The organism is Streptomyces pallidus (ex Mingjun et al. 2026) (genome assembly GCF_051550185.1).
Classification (GTDB): Bacteria; Actinomycetota; Actinomycetes; order Streptomycetales; family Streptomycetaceae; genus Streptomyces.
In genome coordinates this window covers 5,053,333-5,070,698 of sequence record NZ_CP196181.1, presented here as the reverse complement: position 1 = coordinate 5,070,698, position 17,366 = coordinate 5,053,333, and the positions used below count along the sequence as shown (strand labels likewise).

Here is a 17,366-nt window from a genome sequence, read left to right as displayed (position 1 = left end):
GTTGGCTGGTCAGTGGGGGGTGGGTACGCGGTCTTCCGAACTAGCTACGCGGGTTCGATTCCCGTCATGTGTTCCACACGACTCAACGCCAGGTCAGAGGTGTTTCCCTCCGCCCGGCCCTGAGGTTTTCGGGGGCGGGTGCCGCGGGCGGGGTCAGATCTTGATGCCGGCGATGGTGTCGGCGAGGGAGTTGAGGAAGCGGTTGACGTCCGGGGCGATGGAGCTGGACGCCAGGAAGAAGCCGAAGAGGACCGCGACGATGGCGGGGCCGGCCTTGATGTGATTGCCTCGGATCATCACCACCAGGATGATCGCCAACAGAACCACCACTGACAGCGAAATCGCCACTTCTGATCACACCTTCGGTCGTTCCCGGTCGGCTTCGGGCACGCGGCCGTGCGTACCCCCACACGGACCATCCTCCCACCAACGGGCTTTGGCTATCCGTCGCGTGACGATTCGCCCGTGGTGCGGGACGGGCAACGGCGTTCCGGTCAGGGTGCGGTGAGGCCGAGGAGGGAGCGGACTCGGGCGTACTTCGCGGTCAGGCGCTGCCGGGTGGGCCCGTCGAGGACGGACAGGCGTGCGGGGTCCGCGTTGTGCGCGAGGTCGGCCTCCTTGACCAGGAGGGCGCCCGGAGTGGCGAGGATCCTGGCCGTGTACTCCTCCACCGGTTCCCCCGGGCGCTTGGTCACCGCCAGGACCATGTCCTTCACCGCCTGGGGCAGAGCGGCGGAATCCAGCCATTCCCGGCTGAGGGCGTCGTCCTCGACGGCATCGTGCAGCCAGGCCGCGGCCTGCTGTTCGGGGCTGCCGCCGCGGGTGCGGACGCCCTCGGCCACCGCGGCGAGGTGCTCCGCGTACGGCCGGCCGGCCTTGTCGGTCTGCCCCTCGTGCGCGGTGCGCGCCAGGGCCTCGACCTCCGCGAGGGTCAGTGGCTGCTGCGTCATGCGGATCCCTTCGCCGTCCTGAGCGCCGCGGCGCGGAGCACCCGTGCCGCTCGGTCCACGTCCGCCTCCGTGGTGCGCCAGTTGGAGAACGCGGCGCGCAGCGCGGGGGTTCCCGCGTAGACGGTCGGGGTGACGAACACCTCGGCCGCGGCGGCCTCCCGCAGGGCCGTGAGCCGGGCCGGCGAGGGGTCCTCGGCGAGGGTGAAGCAGACGACGTTGAGGCGGACGGGGGCGAGGAGGCGGAAGGCGGGGTCGCGGTCCAGTGCCGCGCCGAGGGCCCGGGCGCAGTCGACGTCGCGCTCGACGATCTCCCGGTGGCCCTCGCGGCCGTACGCGCGCAGCGTGAACCAGGCGGCGAGCGCGCGCAGCCGGTGCGAGTTCTCGGGGGTGAGGTGCACCAGGTCGGGCGTGTCGCCGAGGGGGCCGAGGTAGGCGGCGGCGTTCTGGAAGACGCGGGCCTGGAGGTCGGGGCGGCGGGTGAACTGGACGGCGCTGTCGTAGGGCACGTTCAGCCACTTGTGCAGGTCGACGCAGACGGAGTCGGAGGCGTCGAGCCCGTCGGTGAGGTGGGCGTGGCGCGGGGAGAGGGCGGCGAAGGCGCCGAACGCGGCGTCGGTGTGCAGCCAGAAGTCGTGCCGGTCCTTCAGGGCGGCGACGGCGCGGAGGTCGTCGAAGTCGACGGTGTTGACGGTGCCGGCGTTGGCGACGACGACGGCCGGGCCGGGCGTGTCGGCGAGGGCGCGGTCGAGGGCGGCGGGGTCGACGGCCTCGCGCCCGGGCAGGGTGGGCACGGGGACGAGGCGGGCGCGGCCGAGTCCGAGGACGGAGAGGGCCTTGGCGATGGACGAGTGCGGGGCGCCGGAGAGCACGCGGACCGGGCCGAGGGCGGCCGCCCCGTCCTCGGCCGGGGAGACGCCGAGCCGCTCGCCGAGCCATTCGCGGGCGATGGCGAGGCCGGTCGTGTTGGACATGGTGGCGCCGCTGACGAAGGTGCCGCTGTGGGCGGGGCCGAGGGCGAACAGCTCGCGGAGCCAGCCGACGGTCTCGCGTTCCAGGTCCTGGCCGGCACCGTCCAGGGCGGAGTTGGAGTTCTGGTCGTGGGCGGCGGTCAACCAGTCGCCGGCCAGGGCGGCGGGGGTGGCCCCGCCGGTGACGAAGCCGAGGTAGCGGGGGCCGGCCGAGCCCGACAGGCGGGGTGCCCAGCGGTCGGCGAAGGCGGCGAGGGCGGCCTCGGCGCCGGTGCCGCGCTCGGGGAGCGGCTCGGGTGCCGGCGGCCCGGCCGGCGGCGGTACGACGGGGCGCTCGCCGAGGGCGGCGAGGGTCTCGGCGGCGGTGCGGCGGGCGGCGTCGAGGAGGTCGGGCAGGCGGGCCAGGTCGGCGGCGAGGGTGCGGTCCATGCGCGGCACGGTAGGGGCCGGCGGGCGGTGGCGGACCGGCCAATCAGGGGAGAGTGGCCGACCGGTCGGCGGCCGGCCGTACGCGGCGGGCGGGCCCAGGGGACCGGGGAGGGGGCGGGTGGGGTGCCGTAGGGTCGAGGGATGGGGGCAACGCGCTGGACGGTACGGGTGGTTGGGGTAGCGGCGGCCATGGTGGCGCTGGCGGGGTGTGACACCCCGCCCGCTCCCAGGCCCGCGCCGGGACCCACGGGAGCGGCCCGGCCGGCCGCAACACCGCCACGGCCACCCGCGGCCGCGCCGACCGTGCCCGCGGCCCCTTCGCCACTCCCCTCGGTGGCCGCCGACGAGCCGTGCCCGGCGGGCGGGGTGCGGGTGCGCCAGGCGGGCGGGGACTCGGCCATGGGGGTGCGCATCATGTCCGTCGAGCTGGTCAACTGCTCCGACGAGCCGTACGCACTCGAAGGCCATCCGCAGATCAGGCTGCTGGACCGGAAGCGCGCGCCGCTGGAGGCGGAGGTCCGGCACGGCTCGGCAGACATCGCCGGCGGGGTGGCGAGCATGGACCGGCCCGCGGAGCCGGTGACGCTGCAACCGGGGCAGCGGGCGTCCTTCGCCATGCTGTGGCGCAACCTCGTGACCGACCCGAGCGTTCCGGCGGCGGAGGGGTGGGCGGTGGAGGTGACGCCGAAGCCCGGCGCGCCCGTGGTGACGGCCGAGCTCAGGGACTCGGTGGACCTCGGCAGCACCGGCAGGCTCGGCGTCAGCGCCTGGGGTGCCTCCAGCAGCTGACCGTCTGACCGCACGGGCCGCCACGCGCCGCCCCGAGCCGCCCCGAGCCCGGTACCCGGGCAGCGGCCCTGCCCGGGTACGGGGTCGGCGGCGGGTCAGCGCCGTTCGGCACGCAGGGCCCAGTGGGCCGGGAGGGTCGTGGCGGTCAGGCCGAGGCCGAGGGCGGCCGCGGCGAAGGCGGCGTACAGGCCGGGCGGGATGTGCGGGGGCGCCCCGGTGACGGCCCTGGTCAGCGGGATCAGGGTGGCCAGGGCGATCGCGGTGCCGAGGACGGTGCCCGCGCTGCCGATCAGCAGCCCCTCCCAGCGCACCATGCTCAGCACCTGGCGGCGGGTGGAGCCGACGAGGCGCAGCATCCGCAGCTCGCGGCGGCGGTCGAGGACGGTCATGACCAGGGTGTTGGCGGCGGCGACGGCCGCGAAGCCGCCGAGGACGGCCGCCATGACGGTGTTGGCCCAGGCGTTGACGGCGCGGTCCGTGGTCTGCTGCGCGGTCCACTGCGCGGCGGGGACCGCGGGGCCGGCGTCCGCCGGGGCCGGGCCGCGGACCAGGAGCTCGGTGGGCCGCCCGGCCGTGGTGCGGCCGGCCAGGTCGGCCGCGGGGAGGGTGACCTGGCCGAAGCCGAGGCCGCGGGTGTAGACGGCGACGACCTCGGGGTGGGCCGGGGTGCCGTCGGGCAGGCGCAGCGCGATGCGGCCGCCGACCGGGACCCGGGCCGATTCGGCGAGCGTGCGGTCCAGGGCGACGGTGCCCGGGGCGAGCCGGTCGAGGCTGCCCTCGCGCACGCCGAGGTCGAGGACGGCGGCCGGGTTGCCGGAGACGCCCAGCGCGGACGCGGTCTGCAGGTGGCGGTCCCCGCCGGAGCCGAGCTCCGCGATGACGGCGGTGCGGGTGACGCGGAGGCTGCCGGGGGCGCTGCCCGCGGTGTCGGCGGTGTCGCCGGACGGGTCGGTGACCACCTGGTCGGCGAGCAGGCCGGCCTCCTGCTGCTGACGGGTGGCCCGCTCCTCGCTGGTGTGGAGGAACACCAGCGTCGAGGAGAAGGCCATGGCGAGCACGATCGGGGTGATCGCGGAGGCGAGCCGGCGGGCGTGGGTGCGGGAGTTGGCCGCGGCGAGCGCGCCGGGGGCGCCTCCGGCGCGCAGGGGCAGGCCGAGCACGGCGGTGCAGGCGCGGGCGACGAACGGGCCGAGCAGGGCCACGGCGAGCATGAAGAGCATGACGACGCCGAGGGCCGCGTTGGCGGCGCCCTCCCCGCCCGCGGTGGCGGCGAGGCCGGCGCAGGCGATGCCGCCGGCGAGGGCGGCGAGGCCGAGCGGGGTGCGGATCCAGCCGGGCCGGAGGCGTTCGACGGCGGCCTCGGCGAGGGCCCGGGAGGGGCGGATCCGGGCGGGGCGCCGGGAGGCGGCCCAGCCGGCGAGCAGGGCGGTGCCGAGGCCGATGGCGACGGCGGAGGCGAGGGGGACCCAGGAGACGGCGAGGTCGACGCCGGCCGGGATCGCGCCCTTCTCCTTGAGCTGCCCGAACCACCAGGCGGCCAGGGCGCAGCCGGGTACGCACCCGAGCACTCCCGCGGCGGGTGCGACGAGCAGGGCTTCGGTGGCGACCGTGCGGCGGATCTGCCGCGGGGTGGCTCCGAGGGCGCGCAGCAGGGCGAACTCGCGGGAGCGCTGCCCGACGGAGAGCGCCACGGTCCCGGCGGCGGTGAAGACGGCGACGAGGGTGGCGACGCCGCCGAAGGAGCCGCCGAGGCCGGCCAGCAGTTCCCTGGCGCCGTCGAGCTGCGGGTCCGTGGCGCGGTCTGGGCCGGTGAGCACCCGGGCGCGGCCGTCGAGGGCGGCGCGGGCCCGGTCGGCGAGGGCCTCGGGGTCGCCGGGGGCGAGCAGGACGACGGCGTCGAGGGCGTCGGGGTGTCCGGACAGGGCGCGGGCCTCGGCGTCGGAGAACCAGACGCCGGTGCCTCCGGCGCGCCCGACGACGCGGAACTCCCGCTTCCCGACGGGCGTGTCGAGCACGAGCCGGTCCGCGGCGGCCGCGGGGCCCCCGGGGTCCGCGGAGCCGGCGGGCCCGCCCGTACCCGTGACGACCTCCCCCGGCGCCTGCGGGGCCCGGCCCGCGCTGAGCTGCGTACGGGTGAACGCGGCGGAGCCCCACCCGGACGCCTCGACCGCGGGCCCGCGGCCGCCGGCGCCGGCGCCGTCGCCGCTGCCGGGGGCCGTGGCCCGGACGGGGAACACCACGTCGGGCACGGCCCGGCCGAGCGGGGCGAGCCGCTCCAGCAGGGCGGCGTCGACCCGGGCCCGGTCCGGGATCCGGGTGGTGACCTCGTAGGCGCCCTCGCCACTGCCCACCCGCAGCCGGGCTTGCTGGTCGGCGGCGACCACGACGGGGGCCGCGGCGTACCGGGCGGGCGGCAGTGAGGCCCGTACGCCGGTTTCCAGCAGGATCCCGCAGGCGCTGACGACGGCGACGGTCAGGAGGAGGGCGAGGAAGGTGCCGGCGAAGGCCGCGGGGCGGAAGCGCACCGCCGCGCGGGCCAGGCCGTTGGGGCGGCGGAGCATCAGGCGGCCGCTCCCGTGTACGCCGGCGCGGTGAGCGCGGTCATGCGGGCGGCGATGGTCGTGGTGGAACTGCACGGCAGCCGGTCGGCGATCAGCCCGTCGGCGAGGAAGAGCACCTGGTCGGCGTGGGCGGCGGCGGCCGGGTCGTGGGTGACCATGACGACGGTGGCGCGCAGGGAGTCGACGGCGGCGCGGAGCAGTCCGAGGATCTCGGCGGCGGTGGTGGTGTCGAGGGCGCCGGTGGGCTCGTCCGCAAAGACCACGTCGGGGCGGGTGACCAGGGCCCGGGCGATGGCGACGCGCTGCTGCTGGCCGCCGGAGAGCTCGGCGGGGCGGCGGCGGCCCTTGCCTTCGAGGCCGACGCGGGCGAGCAGGTCGGCGGCCCGGGTGTGGTCCTGGCGGACGCCGGCGAGCCGCATCGGGAGCAGCACGTTCTGCTCGACGGTGAGGGAGGGCAGCAGGTTGAAGGCCTGGAAGACGAAGCCGAGGCGGCTGCGGCGGAGTTCGGTGAGCTGGTTCTCGTTCATGCCGGTGATCTCGGTGCCGCCGAGGCGGACGGATCCGGCGGTGGGCAGGTCGAGTCCGGCCGCGCACTGCAGGAAGGTGGACTTGCCGGAGCCGGACGGGCCCATCACGGCGGTGAAGCTGCCGCGCGGCAGGCTGAGGTCGATGCCGCGCAGGGCGTGGACGGTCGCGGCGCCGCGACCGTACTCGCGGCGTACGCCGCGCAGTTCTACGGCCGCCGCGCTGCCGTGCCCGCTGCTGCCGTGCCCGCTGCCGTGACCGCCCTGGCTGTCGTACGCGGTCTGCTCGTCCTCGCGCTGCCGCCTGCTGCGCCGGAACCCCATGGTGTCCCCCTCCGTGGCCGGTGCTGCGGCTCTGCCGTTGCCGTGCCGTGTCCGTGGTCGATGGTGTCCTCGACGCTACGGACGGGGCGGGGGCGACGGCCATGGCGCAGCCCGGCGGATCCCGGGTGGGGAAAACCCCACCGGCGGCGGGGTGCAGGGCGTAGGAGCGGGGCGTGGGCTGCTCAGGGCGAACGGCGGATGATCAGCAGCGCGCGGTCGTCGTTGACGTCCTTGGCGACCTTCTCGATCAGGTGCCAGGCGGCACCCTCCCAGCCGGCCGCGACGTAGCGGTCGGCCTCGCCGGTGAGCCGGTCGATGCCCTCGCTGATGTCGCGGTCGGCGGTCTCCACCAGGCCGTCCGTGAAGAGCATGAGGACGTCGCCGCGGCGGAGGTTGCCGCGGGCGGGCTCGAACTCGGCGCCGTCGTAGACGCCGAGCAGCGGGCCCTCGCCGGACTTCTCCTGCCAGCGGCCGGTGCCCGCGGAGAGCTGGAGGGCGGGCAGGTGGCCGGCGGAGAGGAGCTCGTAGTCGCCGGTCTGCAGGTCGAGGACGAGGTGGACGGAGGTGGCGAAGCCCTCGTCCCAGTCCTGCCGGAGCAGGTAGCCGTTGGCGGCGGGCAGGAAGCCGTGCGGGGGCAGCGCGCCGAGCAGGCCGCCGAAGGCGCCGGAGAGCAGCAGGGCGCGGGATCCGGCCTCCATGCCCTTGCCGGAGACGTCGGTGAGGACGATCTCCAGGATGCGGCCGCCGTGGGTCCGGGCGGCGACCACGAAGTCGCCGGAGAAGGACTGGCCGCCGGCGGGCCGCAGGGCCATCTCGCGGTGCCAGCCGCGCGGCAGTGCGGGCAACTGGCTCTGGACCCGGATGCGTTCGCGGAGGTCGAAGAGCATGGTGCCGCCCCGCCGCCAGGGCACGCCGACGCGGCTGCGGAACTGGGCGATGACCAGTCCGAAGAACCCGCAGGCGGCCACGACCAGGACGGTGCCGGGGGTGACCCGGGCCGGGCCCTGGGTGTAGGGGCCGAGGACGAGGGCCTCGACGATCAGTGCGGCCGCGGAGGCGGCGTACAGGGCGAGCAGGCTCGCCGGGCGCAGCAGCAGGCCGCCCGCGACGATCGGCAGGACGAGGGCGGCGGGCGAGAACCACACCGGCAGCATCAGCGTGCCGCAGGCGATGGCGGGGACGGTGGCGAGGAGTCCGGCGAAAGCCAGCCAATCGGAGGCGTCGCCGCGGAAGTAGTCGACGGCGGATTTGCGCAGGGAGGTGCGGGCCCGGTGCCACATCAGGCGTGCCCGGGCCATGAGCGTCTCCACACGTGCTCCGGCCATGTCCTTCGGGACCCTATCCATCCTGGCTGTGCGTGCGCAGGGGGACCCCCGGACCGGCGGGGTCCCGCCAGCTCCGAGGTCGTCCGAAATCCCGTCGCCCGGGGTGGATTGCCCTGGTAAGGATGACCTTATGGGTCTGGAGATGCGTGTATTGCAGTCTGATGAGTGGGATGCCCTGTACGACCACCTGGAGTTGGCGTTCGGCGGTGTGCCCGATTCCGCCGAGGCGCGCGAGCTCTACCGGTCGCTGACGGAGGTCGAGCGGTCGCTGGCCGTCTGGGACGGGCAGGCGTGCGTCGGCTCGGCCTCGGCGTTCAGCTTCCGGCTGTCGGTGCCCGGGGGTGCGCTGGTGCCGGCGGCGGGGGTGACGATGGTGGGCGTCGCGCCGACCCACCGCCGCCGGGGGATCCTCTCCTCCCTGATGCGCCGCCAGCTGGACGACGTCCGCGCCGGGGGTGAGCCGCTGGCCGTGCTGACGGCCTCGGAGCCGGCGATCTACGGGCGGTTCGGGTACGGCGTCGCGACGTACGCCCTGTCGCTGGAGATCGACACGGACCGGGCGGGCCTCGGCGGGCCGCCGGGCACGGAGGAGCTGCGGCTGCGCCTCGCCGACCCGGCCAAGGCGCTGGGCGACTGCGAGCGGGTGTACGCGGAGCTGGTCGCCCGGCGGCCCGGTATGCCGGCGCGGCAGCCCGGCTGGGAGCGGCTGCCGCTGCTGGACCCCGAAGCGGATCGCGACGGCGCGTCCCGGCTGATGTGCGTGGTCGCGGAGCGGCCGGACGGCGAGGTGGCCGGGTACGCGCGCTACCGGGTGAAGCCGGACTGGGACGCGGCGGGGGCGAGGGGCACGGTCGAGGTGCGCGACCTCGACGCACTGGATCCGGCGGCGGCGGCCGCGTTGTGGCGCTACCTGTTCGGGATCGACCTGACCTCGACGGTACGGACCGGCGGGCGGCCGGCGGACGATCCGGTGCTGCACCTGGTCGGCGACGTCCGGCGGTCGCGGCCGAGCCTGCGCGACGCCCTGCACCTGCGCGTGGTGGACCTGCCCGCGGCGCTGCGGGCCCGCGGGTACGGGGCCGCGCTGGACGTGGTGCTGGAGGTGGAGGACGCGTTCTGCCCGTGGAACGCGGGCCGGTGGCGGCTGGTCTGCGACGGTCCGGGCGGGGCCGTGTCCTGCATCCGTACCGCGGATCCGGCGGACCTGGCGCTGTCGGCCCGGGAGCTGGGCGCGGCCTACCTGGGCGGGGTCGCGCTGACCTCGCTGGCGGGGGCGGGGCTGGTGCGCGAGCTGCGCCCGGGCGTCCTGCCGGCGGTGTCGCGGGCGTTCGCCGGCGACGTGGCCCCCTGGCTGCCGCACGGCTTCTGAGCCGGCCCGCACCCGGGGCCGGCGGCGGCCCGCCGGGCGGGCCCGGCGGGACCGGTGGCCGGTGCGGCGGGACCGACCGCCGGTGCCGCGGGACCGGTGGCCGGTCCCGCGGGCTCAGCGGGTCTGGCAGGCCGGGCACCAGAAGAGGTTGCGGGAGGCGAGGTCGGCGGTGCGGATCTCGCCCCCGCAGACGTGGCAGGGCAGGTGGGCGCGCCGGTAGACGTAGACCTCGCCGCCGTGGTCGTCCACGCGGGGCGGGCGCCCCATGGCCTCGGGCAGGTGCTCGTCCCGGACGGTGTCGATCCGGTTCTTCCGCACGCCCTCGCGCATCAGCACGGCCAGGTCCGCCCACATCGCGTCCCACTCGGTGCGGGTGACGTCCTTGCCCAGCCGGTAGGGGTCGATGCCGTGCCGGAAGAGGACCTCGGCGCGGTAGACGTTGCCGATGCCCGCGACGACCTTCTGGTCCATGAGGAGCGCGGCGATGGTGGTGCGGGAGCGGGAGATCCGCTTCCATGCGCGGTCGGGGTCGTCGTCCGGCCGCAGCGGGTCGGGGCCGAGCCGGTCGTGTATCGCCTTCTTGCCGCCCCCGTCGATCAGGGCGCAGGCGGTCGGGCCGCGCAGGTCGGCGTAGTGCTCCTCGTTCAGCAGGCGCAGCCGGACGGTGTCCGCGGCCGGCGGGGCCGGGGCCGGGCCGAAGCCGAGCTTGCCGAAGAGGCCGAGGTGGATGTGGATCCAGGCGTCGCCGAGCTCCAGGAACAGGTGCTTGCCGTGGGCTTCGGCGCCCTCCAGCTCACGGCCGTCGAGCAGCGCGGCGCTCTCGGCGAACCGGCCCTGCGGGCTGCTCACCCGGACGGGGCGGGCGGCGAACCGCTCGGTGTGGTCCTGGGCGAGGCGGTGGATCGTATGCCCCTCGGGCACGCTGCTCTCCTCCTGGTGACGCCGGACGGCCGGACGGCGGGTCCAGCGGGCGCCCCCGGCCGGCGGACGGCCGGGGCCGCCGTCCGTCCGGGCGCGGGAACGGCAGTGCCGCCGGACCCGGCGGGTCCGGCGGCACGGGGCGTCCTACTGGTCCTGCGGGTGGTGGGCCGGGATCGGGGGCAGCTCGCCGGTCTGCTCGTACGCGGAGAGCATGTCGATGCGGCGGGTGTGGCGCTCCTCGCCGGAGTACGGGGTCGCCAGGAAGGCCTCGATGAAGGAGGTGGCCTCGTCCTGGGTGTGCATGCGGCCGCCGACGGAGATCACGTTGGCGTTGTTGTGCTCGCGGCCGAGCTTCGCGGTCTCGACGCTCCAGGCCAGGACGGCACGGACGCCCTTGACCTTGTTGGCGGCGATCTGCTCGCCGTTGCCGGAGCCGCCGATGACGATGCCCAGGCTGTCCGCGTCGGCGGCGGTCTTCTCCGCGGCGCGCAGGCAGAACGGCGGGTAGTCGTCGACGGCGTCGTAGATGTGCGGCCCGCAGTCGACGGGCTCGTGGCCGTTGTTCTTGAGCCAGTCCACAAGGTGGTTCTTCAGCTCAAAGCCGGCGTGGTCGGATCCGAGGTAGACGCGCATGGGACGAGTGTGTCACGAGCGGCCCCGACAACCTGCCCCGGGGTGTCGCGTAAGTCACGTCTAAAGCTCAAGTAAACCCAAAGAACGCAGATGAGACACGGTGGGACCAAGGTCCCGGACCTTCGTCCTTGGCAACGATCCGGATGCAGCCCTTCCGCCGGCGTTCATCTCGGGTTTGAATGCCGGAACTCGCAACCCGGGAACCTAAGGATTCGTCCATGAGCACCACGACGACCCTTCAGAAGGCAGGCGACCCCACCGGTAACCCCGGCGCCACGCCCAACGATGGTCTCAAGGCCGGTCTCAAGAACCGCCACCTGTCCATGATCGCCATCGGCGGTGTCATCGGCGCCGGACTCTTCGTCGGCTCCGGCGGCGGTATCGCCAAGGCGGGCCCCGCCATCCTCCTCTCCTACATGCTCGTCGGCGCCATGGTCGTCTTCGTCATGCGGATGCTCGGCGAGATGGCCGCCGCCAGCCCGAACTCGGGCTCCTTCTCCGCCTACGCCGACCGTGCGCTCGGCCGCTGGGCCGGCTTCTCCATCGGCTGGCTGTACTGGTTCTTCTGGGTCGTCGTGCTGGCCGTCGAGGCCACCGCCGGCGCCGTCATCCTGGAAGGCTGGGTCCCCGCCGTCCCGCAGTGGGCCTGGGCCCTGATCGTGATGGCCGTCCTGACCGCCACCAACCTCGGCTCGGTCGCCTCCTACGGCGAGTTCGAGTTCTGGTTCGCCGGCATCAAGGTCGTCGCCATCGGCGCCTTCGTCGTCATCGGCATGCTCGCCGTCTTCGGCGTCCTGCCGGGCTCCGACAACCCGGGCGCGGGCTTCGCGCACCTCACCGACACCGGCGGCTTCATGCCGAACGGCTGGGGCTCCGTCCTCACCGGTGTGCTGATGGTCGTCTTCTCCTTCATGGGCAGCGAGATCGTCACGCTGGCCGCCGGCGAGTCCGAGGACCCGCGCCGCGCCGTCACCAAGGCCACCAACTCGGTCATCTGGCGCATCGCCGTCTTCTACCTGGGCTCGATCTTCGTCGTCCTGACCCTGCTGCCGTGGAACGACGAGTCGATCGTGAAGAAGGGCTCGTACGTCGCCGCCCTCGACTCCATCGGCATCCCGGCCGCCGGCCAGATCATGAACGTGATCGTCCTGACCGCCGTGCTGTCCTGCCTCAACTCCGGCCTGTACACCGCCTCCCGCATGGCGTTCTCGCTGGGCGAGCGCGGTGACGCCCCCAAGGCCTTCGCCAAGGTCAACAAGCGTGGCGTGCCGATGGCCGCCATCCTGGGCTCCACGGTCTTCGGCTTCGTCGCCGTCGTCTTCAACTACACCAACCCGGAGACCGTCTTCAGCTTCCTGCTGAACTCCTCCGGTGCGATCGCGCTCTTCGTCTGGCTGGTCATCTGCCTGACCCAGCTGCGCATGCGCAAGATCCTGGTCGCCGAGGCGCCGGAGAAGCTGACGGTCAAGATGTGGCTCTTCCCGTATCTGACCTGGGCCACCGCCGCGATGATCGTCTTCGTCCTGGGCTACATGCTCTACGACGAGGGCAACCGCGAGACCGTGGTCCTGTCGGTGCTGGTCGCCGCGGTCGTGATCGCGATCGGCGTGGTGCGCGACGTCCGCCGCCGCAAGGCCTCCGTCGAGGCCTGACCCGCAAGGGCTCCTGACGGCAGCAGCCCCGGACCGCGCATCGCGGTCCGGGGCTGCTTCGCTTCCGGGGGCTGATCGCTCCGGGGCCGCCCGCTCCGGGGCTGCCCGCTCGGGAGTTGCCGACTGCTACGAGCGGCCGGCCAGCTTCCAGGCGGTCGGCAGCAGGCCCATGGCCAGCGCCGCCTTGAGCGCGTCGCCGATCAGGAACGGGGTCATGCCCGCCGCGACGGCCGCGCCGAAGGGCATCCCGGTGGACAGCGCCAGGTACGGCACGCCCACCGCGTAGATCACGGCGGAGCCGAGCACCATCACACCGGCCGTGCGCAGCACGGAGCGGTCAGCGCCGCGGCGGGCCAGGGCGCCCACGACGGTGGCGGCCAGCAGCATGCCGAGGACGTAGCCGAAGGACGCGCCGCCCGCACCGGAGGCGCCGTTCGCGAACCAGGGCAGGCCGGCCGCGCCGAGGAGCGCGTACAGGCCGAGCGAGAGGAACCCGCGGCGGGCGCCGAAGGCGGTGCCGACGAGCAGCGCCGCGAAGGTCTGGCCGGTGACCGGGACCGGGGAGCCGGGGACGGGCACGGCGATCTGCGCGGCCAGGCCGGTCAGGGCGGCTCCGCCGACGACGAGCGCGATGTCGCGGGCGCGGCTCGCGGGCAGCAGGTCGGCCAGGACGGCGCCGGGGCGGAAGGAGACGGAAGCAGAAGCGGTGCTCATCGGGACTCCGCGGGATGAGGGGTGACGGGACGATCACCGACGCTAGTGCGCGGGCCCGCGCCGCCCCACCGCTGCCCGGGACAAAGCGCTGCTCCCCCCTTTGGTCGGAAGTGCACAAAGCCCTCGGTTCACACCCGAGGCACCGTGATGCTCATCACGGGTCAGATCAGTCAACACATCCTTTTTGCGCGGAAGGGCGCCCTCCGGTGAGACTGTAGGGTCCCGCCAACTACTGCGGAGCCCACCGCCGCTGCCGAGCACGAGAGTACGAGCCTCCACTCATGCGCGACCCCCAGACCGAGACTCCTCCGGGCGGCCCCGAGCTGCCCTCCGAACCCCTGAGCCACAGCCTCAAGCAGCGCCACCTGACCATGCTGGGCCTCGGCGGCGTGATCGGCGCCGGCCTGTTCGTCGGCTCCGGCGCGGGCATCGGCATCGCCGGCCCCGCGATCATCTGCTCCTACCTGCTGGCCGGCGCCCTGGCCATGCTGGTGATGCGGGCGCTGGGCGAGATGTCCGCCGCGCTGCCCGCCTCCGGTTCGTTCTCCGTCTACGCGGAGCGGGCGCTGGGCCGCTGGGCGGGCTTCTCGGCGGGCTGGCTGTACTGGTTCCTGCTGGTCGTGGTGCTGGCCGTCGAGGCCACCGGCGCGGCGAAGATCGCGCACGGCTGGGTGCCGGCCGTCGACCAGTGGCTGTGGGTGCTGCTCTTCATGGTGGTCTTCACCGTCAGCAACCTGGCCGCGGTGAAGAACTTCGGCGAGTTCGAGTTCTGGTTCGCCGCCCTCAAGGTCGGCGCGATCGTGCTGTTCCTGGTCCTCGGCACCCTGGCGATCTTCGGTCTCCTCCCCGACACCGACCCGGTCGGCATGGACAACCTGACCGGGAACGGCGGCTTCTTCCCCGCGGGCGCGGCCGGCGTGATCGCCGGCATGCTGGCGGTCATCTTCGCCTTCGGCGGCCTGGAGGTCGTCACCATCGCGGCCGCGGAGTCGGACGACCCGGCCCGCTCGGTGGCCCGCGCCGTGCGCAGTGCGGTGTGGCGCATCCTCTTCTTCTACGTCGGCTCCATGCTGGTCATCGTCACGCTGCTGCCGTGGGACTCGCTGAAGCCGGGCCAGAGCCCCTACGTGGCCGTCCTCGACTCCATCGGCATCCCGGGGGCCGGGCAGATCATGAACATCGTGGTGTTCGTGGCCCTGCTGTCGGCGCTCAACGCCAATCTGTACGGGTCCTCCCGCATGGTCTTCTCGCTGGCCGAGCGCGGTGAGGCGCCGACGGCGCTGCTGAAGGTGTCGCGGGGCGGGGTGCCCCGCCGGGCCGTCGTCGCCTCGGTGGCCTTCGGGTTCGTCTCGGTGGTGCTGAACCTGCTGTGGCCGGACACGGTCTTCCTCTACATGCTCAACGCGGTCGGTGCGGTGCTGCTGTTCGTGTGGGCGCTGATCGCGGTGTCGCAGCTGCGGTTGCGCCGCGAGCTGGAGCGGGACATGCCGGAGCGGCTGACGCTGCGGATGTGGTGCTTCCCGTACCTGACGTGGGTGGCGCTGCTGGCGATGGCGGCGGTGCTGGTGCTGATGCTGTTCGACGACGGGGCGCGGCCGCAGCTGCTGTGGTCCTCCGGCGCGGCGGCCGTGGTGCTGGTGGTGGCGTGGATCCGGGAGGTGCGGGCGCGCCGCTCGGAGGAGGCCTCCGCCTGACGCACGAAGGTGTGGGGTGAGCGGGCCCGGGACGTCACGTCCCGGGCCCGCTCTCCTTTTCCGCTTTCCGCGGGCGCGTGGTCACGAGGAGTGAGACGGGTGTCCGGATGCCGGACGCCAACCGTCCGATAAACGGACGCTCGGCAGACTGGCCCGCATGAGTCAGAGCACCCTCACACCCCCCGCGCGGCAGCAGCCCGCGGACTCGGATCCCGGCGCGGGAGCGCCCCTCGGCAGCGGCCTCAAGCAGCGCCATCTCTCGATGATCGCCCTCGGTGGGGTCATCGGTGCCGGGCTCTTCGTCGGCTCCGGCGCCGGCGTCGCCGCCGCGGGTCCCTCGATCGTGATCGCGTACGCCGTGTCCGGGCTGCTCGTGATGTGCGTGATGCGGATGCTCGGCGAGATGTCGGCCGCGAACCCCGCCTCCGGCTCCTTCTCGGTGCACGCCGAGCGGGCGATCGGCCCCTGGGCCGGATTCACGGCCGGCTGGATGTTCTGGACCCTGCTGTGCGTGGGCGTGGCCATCGAGGCGATCGGCGCGGCGCACATCATGACCGGCTGGTTCCCGGGCACCCCGTCGTGGGTGTGGGTGCTGGCGTTCATGGCGCTGTTCTGCGGGTCGAACCTGGCCGCCGTCTCCCACTTCGGCGAGTTCGAGTTCTGGTTCGCCGCCATCAAGATCGGTGCGATCGCGCTCTTCCTCGGCCTCGGCGTGCTCGCGGTCGCGGGGGTGCTGCCCGGCACCTCCTCCCCCGGCACCGCGAACCTGCTGCCCGACGGCGGCTTCCTGCCGAACGGCCTGGACGGTCTGCTCGTCGGCGTGCTGGCCTCGGTCGTCGCGTACGGCGGCCTGGAGACGGTGACCATCGCCGCCGCCGAGTCCGCGGACCCGGCGCGGGGCGTGGCCCGGGCCGTGCGGACCACCATGTGGCGGATCGCGGTCGTGTACGTCGGCTCGATGCTGGTCGTCGTCACCCTGCTGCCGTGGAACGACCCGGCGGTGACCGAGCAGGGCCCGTACGCGGCCGCCCTGGACCGGCTGGGCATCCCGGCCGCGGGCCAGATCATGAACGTGGTCGTCCTGATCGCCCTGCTGTCGGCGATGAACGCCAACATCTACGGGTCCTCCCGCATGGCGTACTCGCTCGTCTCCCGCGGCCAGGGCCCGAAGGCCCTCGGCAGGGTCAGCGGCCGGGTGCCGCGGCGTGCGGTGCTCGCCTCCTGCGGCTTCGGCTTCGTCACCGTCCTGCTGTCGTACTGGTACCCGGACACCCTGTTCGCCTGGCTGCTGAACATGGTCGGCGGGGTCATCCTCGTCGTCTGGGGCTTCATCGCCGTCTCGCAGCTCGTGCTGCGCCGGCGGCTGGAGCGGGAGGCTCCCGGGAAGCTGGTCGTGCGGATGTGGGGCTTCCCGTACCTGACCTGGGCCGCGCTGGCCGGGGTGGCCGCAGTGCTGGCGCTGATGGCCGAGAACCCCGACACGCGGGTGCAGGTGGTCTTCACCGGCGGGCTGACCCTCTTCCTCGCCGCTACCGGGTTCCTGATGCAGCGTCGGGCCGCGGCCCGGGGCTGACGGCCGCAGCACACCGCCGGGGCGGGTTCCGCGCGAGCGCGGGGCCCGCCCTCGCGCGTACCAAGGTGAGCCTTACATGTAAGCCGGAATAGATACTGCTAGCGTGCAGTTGCGCATTGATTGCAATAGCAGTTGGCACGCTGAGGGGACCGGATTACACGCATGGCCATCTACACGCTTCCCGAGCTTCCGTACGAGTACTCGGCTCTGGAGCCGGTGATCAACCCGCAGATCATCGAGCTGCACCACGACAAGCACCACGCTGCCTACGTCAAGGGCGCCAACGACACCCTGGAACAGCTGGCAGAGGCACGGGACAAGGAGAACTGGGCCGCGCTGAACGGCCTGGAGAAGAACCTCGCCTTCCACCTCTCGGGCCACATCCTGCACAGCATCTACTGGCACAACATGGCCAGCCCGAAGACCGGCGAGGGCGGCGGCGAGCCGACCGCGGCCGACGGCCTGGGCGAGCTCGCCGACGCGATCACCGAGTCCTTCGGCTCCTTCGCGAAGTTCAAGAAGCAGCTGACCTTCGCCTCCTCCGCCACGCAGGGCTCCGGTTGGGGCGTGCTCGCGTACGAGCCGATCAGCGGCCGCCTGATCGTCGAGCAGGTCTACGACCACCAGGGCAACGTCGGCCAGGCGTCGGTGCCGGTCCTGGTCTTCGACGCCTGGGAGCACGCCTTCTACCTGCAGTACAAGAACCAGAAGGTGGACTTCATCGAGGCGATGTGGAACGTCGTCAACTGGCAGGACGTCGCCAGGCGCTACGCCGACGCCAAGGCCAACACCCCGCTGCTGATCCCCGCCAAGGGCTGATCGCGGCCCCGCGGCCGACCGCCGCGACCGGACCGCCCGCCTCGTGATCGTCTTCTCAACCTTCGCGTGCGGGCGTGTGGAACGGAAGACCCCCGTGAGGACGTGACTCACGGGGGTCTTC

The 17,366-nt window shown here is 73.9% G+C and carries 15 protein-coding genes; 6 read left to right on the top strand and 9 right to left on the bottom strand.

The features are described from left to right. Positions 1-153: 153 nt before the first annotated feature. The 3 genes from ACSHWO_RS22395 to ACSHWO_RS22385 form a co-directional block, all read right to left on the bottom strand. On the bottom strand, positions 154-348 hold the full coding sequence (locus tag ACSHWO_RS22395) for a hypothetical protein (protein WP_179174563.1): 195 nt from the start codon (positions 346-348) through the stop codon (positions 154-156). A gap of 146 nt (positions 349-494) precedes the next feature. Then, on the bottom strand, positions 495-950 hold the full coding sequence (locus tag ACSHWO_RS22390; protein WP_438314223.1) for an HD domain-containing protein: 456 nt from the start codon (positions 948-950) through the stop codon (positions 495-497). Continuing rightward, entirely contained in the window at positions 947-2,347 is a 1,401-nt protein-coding gene (locus tag ACSHWO_RS22385) for a pyridoxal phosphate-dependent decarboxylase family protein (protein WP_438314220.1), read from the bottom strand. Before ACSHWO_RS22385 ends, ACSHWO_RS22390 begins: the two co-directional genes overlap by 4 nt. A gap of 333 nt (positions 2,348-2,680) precedes the next feature. Between ACSHWO_RS22385 and ACSHWO_RS22380 the strand changes: the two genes are divergently transcribed. After that, complete coding sequence (locus ACSHWO_RS22380; RefSeq protein ID WP_438314217.1) at positions 2,681-3,136, top strand: DUF4232 domain-containing protein; 456 nt, start codon at positions 2,681-2,683, stop codon at positions 3,134-3,136. A gap of 95 nt (positions 3,137-3,231) precedes the next feature. On the opposite strand, the gene ACSHWO_RS22375 is transcribed toward ACSHWO_RS22380, so the two are convergent. The 3 genes from ACSHWO_RS22375 to ACSHWO_RS22365 form a co-directional block, all read right to left on the bottom strand. Then, positions 3,232-5,697, bottom strand: coding sequence for an FtsX-like permease family protein (locus ACSHWO_RS22375; RefSeq protein WP_438314214.1), 2,466 nt, complete (start codon positions 5,695-5,697; stop codon positions 3,232-3,234). Continuing rightward, positions 5,697-6,545, bottom strand: a complete 849-nt coding sequence (locus tag ACSHWO_RS22370; protein ID WP_438314211.1) for an ABC transporter ATP-binding protein — start codon at positions 6,543-6,545, stop codon at positions 5,697-5,699. The genes ACSHWO_RS22375 and ACSHWO_RS22370 overlap by 1 nt, the downstream gene beginning before the upstream one ends. Before the next feature lie 182 nt (positions 6,546-6,727). Further along, the gene (locus ACSHWO_RS22365; protein WP_438314208.1) at positions 6,728-7,870 is read right to left on the bottom strand and encodes a PP2C family protein-serine/threonine phosphatase; all 1,143 of its coding nucleotides are present in this window, start codon (positions 7,868-7,870) and stop codon (positions 6,728-6,730) included. A gap of 130 nt (positions 7,871-8,000) precedes the next feature. On the opposite strand from ACSHWO_RS22365, the gene ACSHWO_RS22360 reads away from it, so the two are divergent. Next, a complete protein-coding gene (locus ACSHWO_RS22360) occupies positions 8,001-9,239 on the top strand; it encodes a GNAT family N-acetyltransferase (RefSeq protein WP_438314205.1) in 1,239 nt (412 codons plus the stop codon). 114 nt (positions 9,240-9,353) lie between these two features. On the opposite strand, the gene ACSHWO_RS22355 is transcribed toward ACSHWO_RS22360, so the two are convergent. Further along, entirely contained in the window at positions 9,354-10,160 is an 807-nt protein-coding gene (locus ACSHWO_RS22355; protein ID WP_438314202.1) for an Fpg/Nei family DNA glycosylase, read from the bottom strand. 144 nt (positions 10,161-10,304) lie between these two features. Beyond that, positions 10,305-10,793 (bottom strand): ribose-5-phosphate isomerase, encoded by a 489-nt coding sequence (locus tag ACSHWO_RS22350; protein ID WP_356850596.1) that lies wholly within the window; start codon positions 10,791-10,793, stop codon positions 10,305-10,307. Positions 10,794-11,011: 218 nt separating this feature from the next. Between ACSHWO_RS22350 and ACSHWO_RS22345 the strand changes: the two genes are divergently transcribed. Further along, positions 11,012-12,445 carry an amino acid permease gene (locus ACSHWO_RS22345; protein WP_361084162.1) on the top strand — a complete coding sequence of 478 codons (1,434 nt, stop codon included), beginning with the start codon at positions 11,012-11,014 and terminating at the stop codon, positions 12,443-12,445. A gap of 126 nt (positions 12,446-12,571) precedes the next feature. On the opposite strand, the gene ACSHWO_RS22340 is transcribed toward ACSHWO_RS22345, so the two are convergent. Next, positions 12,572-13,159: a biotin transporter BioY gene (locus ACSHWO_RS22340; protein ID WP_438314197.1), complete on the bottom strand. Its 588-nt coding sequence runs from the start codon at positions 13,157-13,159 to the stop codon at positions 12,572-12,574. 281 nt (positions 13,160-13,440) lie between these two features. Between ACSHWO_RS22340 and ACSHWO_RS22335 the strand changes: the two genes are divergently transcribed. The 3 genes from ACSHWO_RS22335 (at position 13,441) to ACSHWO_RS22325 (ending at position 17,245) form a co-directional block, all read left to right on the top strand. Continuing rightward, positions 13,441-14,853 (top strand): amino acid permease, encoded by a 1,413-nt coding sequence (locus tag ACSHWO_RS22335; RefSeq protein ID WP_385848361.1) that lies wholly within the window; start codon positions 13,441-13,443, stop codon positions 14,851-14,853. Between the two features lie 157 nt (positions 14,854-15,010). Then, positions 15,011-16,426: an amino acid permease gene (locus ACSHWO_RS22330; protein WP_438314193.1), complete on the top strand. Its 1,416-nt coding sequence runs from the start codon at positions 15,011-15,013 to the stop codon at positions 16,424-16,426. A 162-nt stretch (positions 16,427-16,588) separates the two neighbouring features. Further along, positions 16,589-17,245 (top strand): superoxide dismutase, encoded by a 657-nt coding sequence (locus ACSHWO_RS22325; RefSeq protein ID WP_385848355.1) that lies wholly within the window; start codon positions 16,589-16,591, stop codon positions 17,243-17,245. The last annotated feature ends 121 nt before the right edge of the window (positions 17,246-17,366 follow it).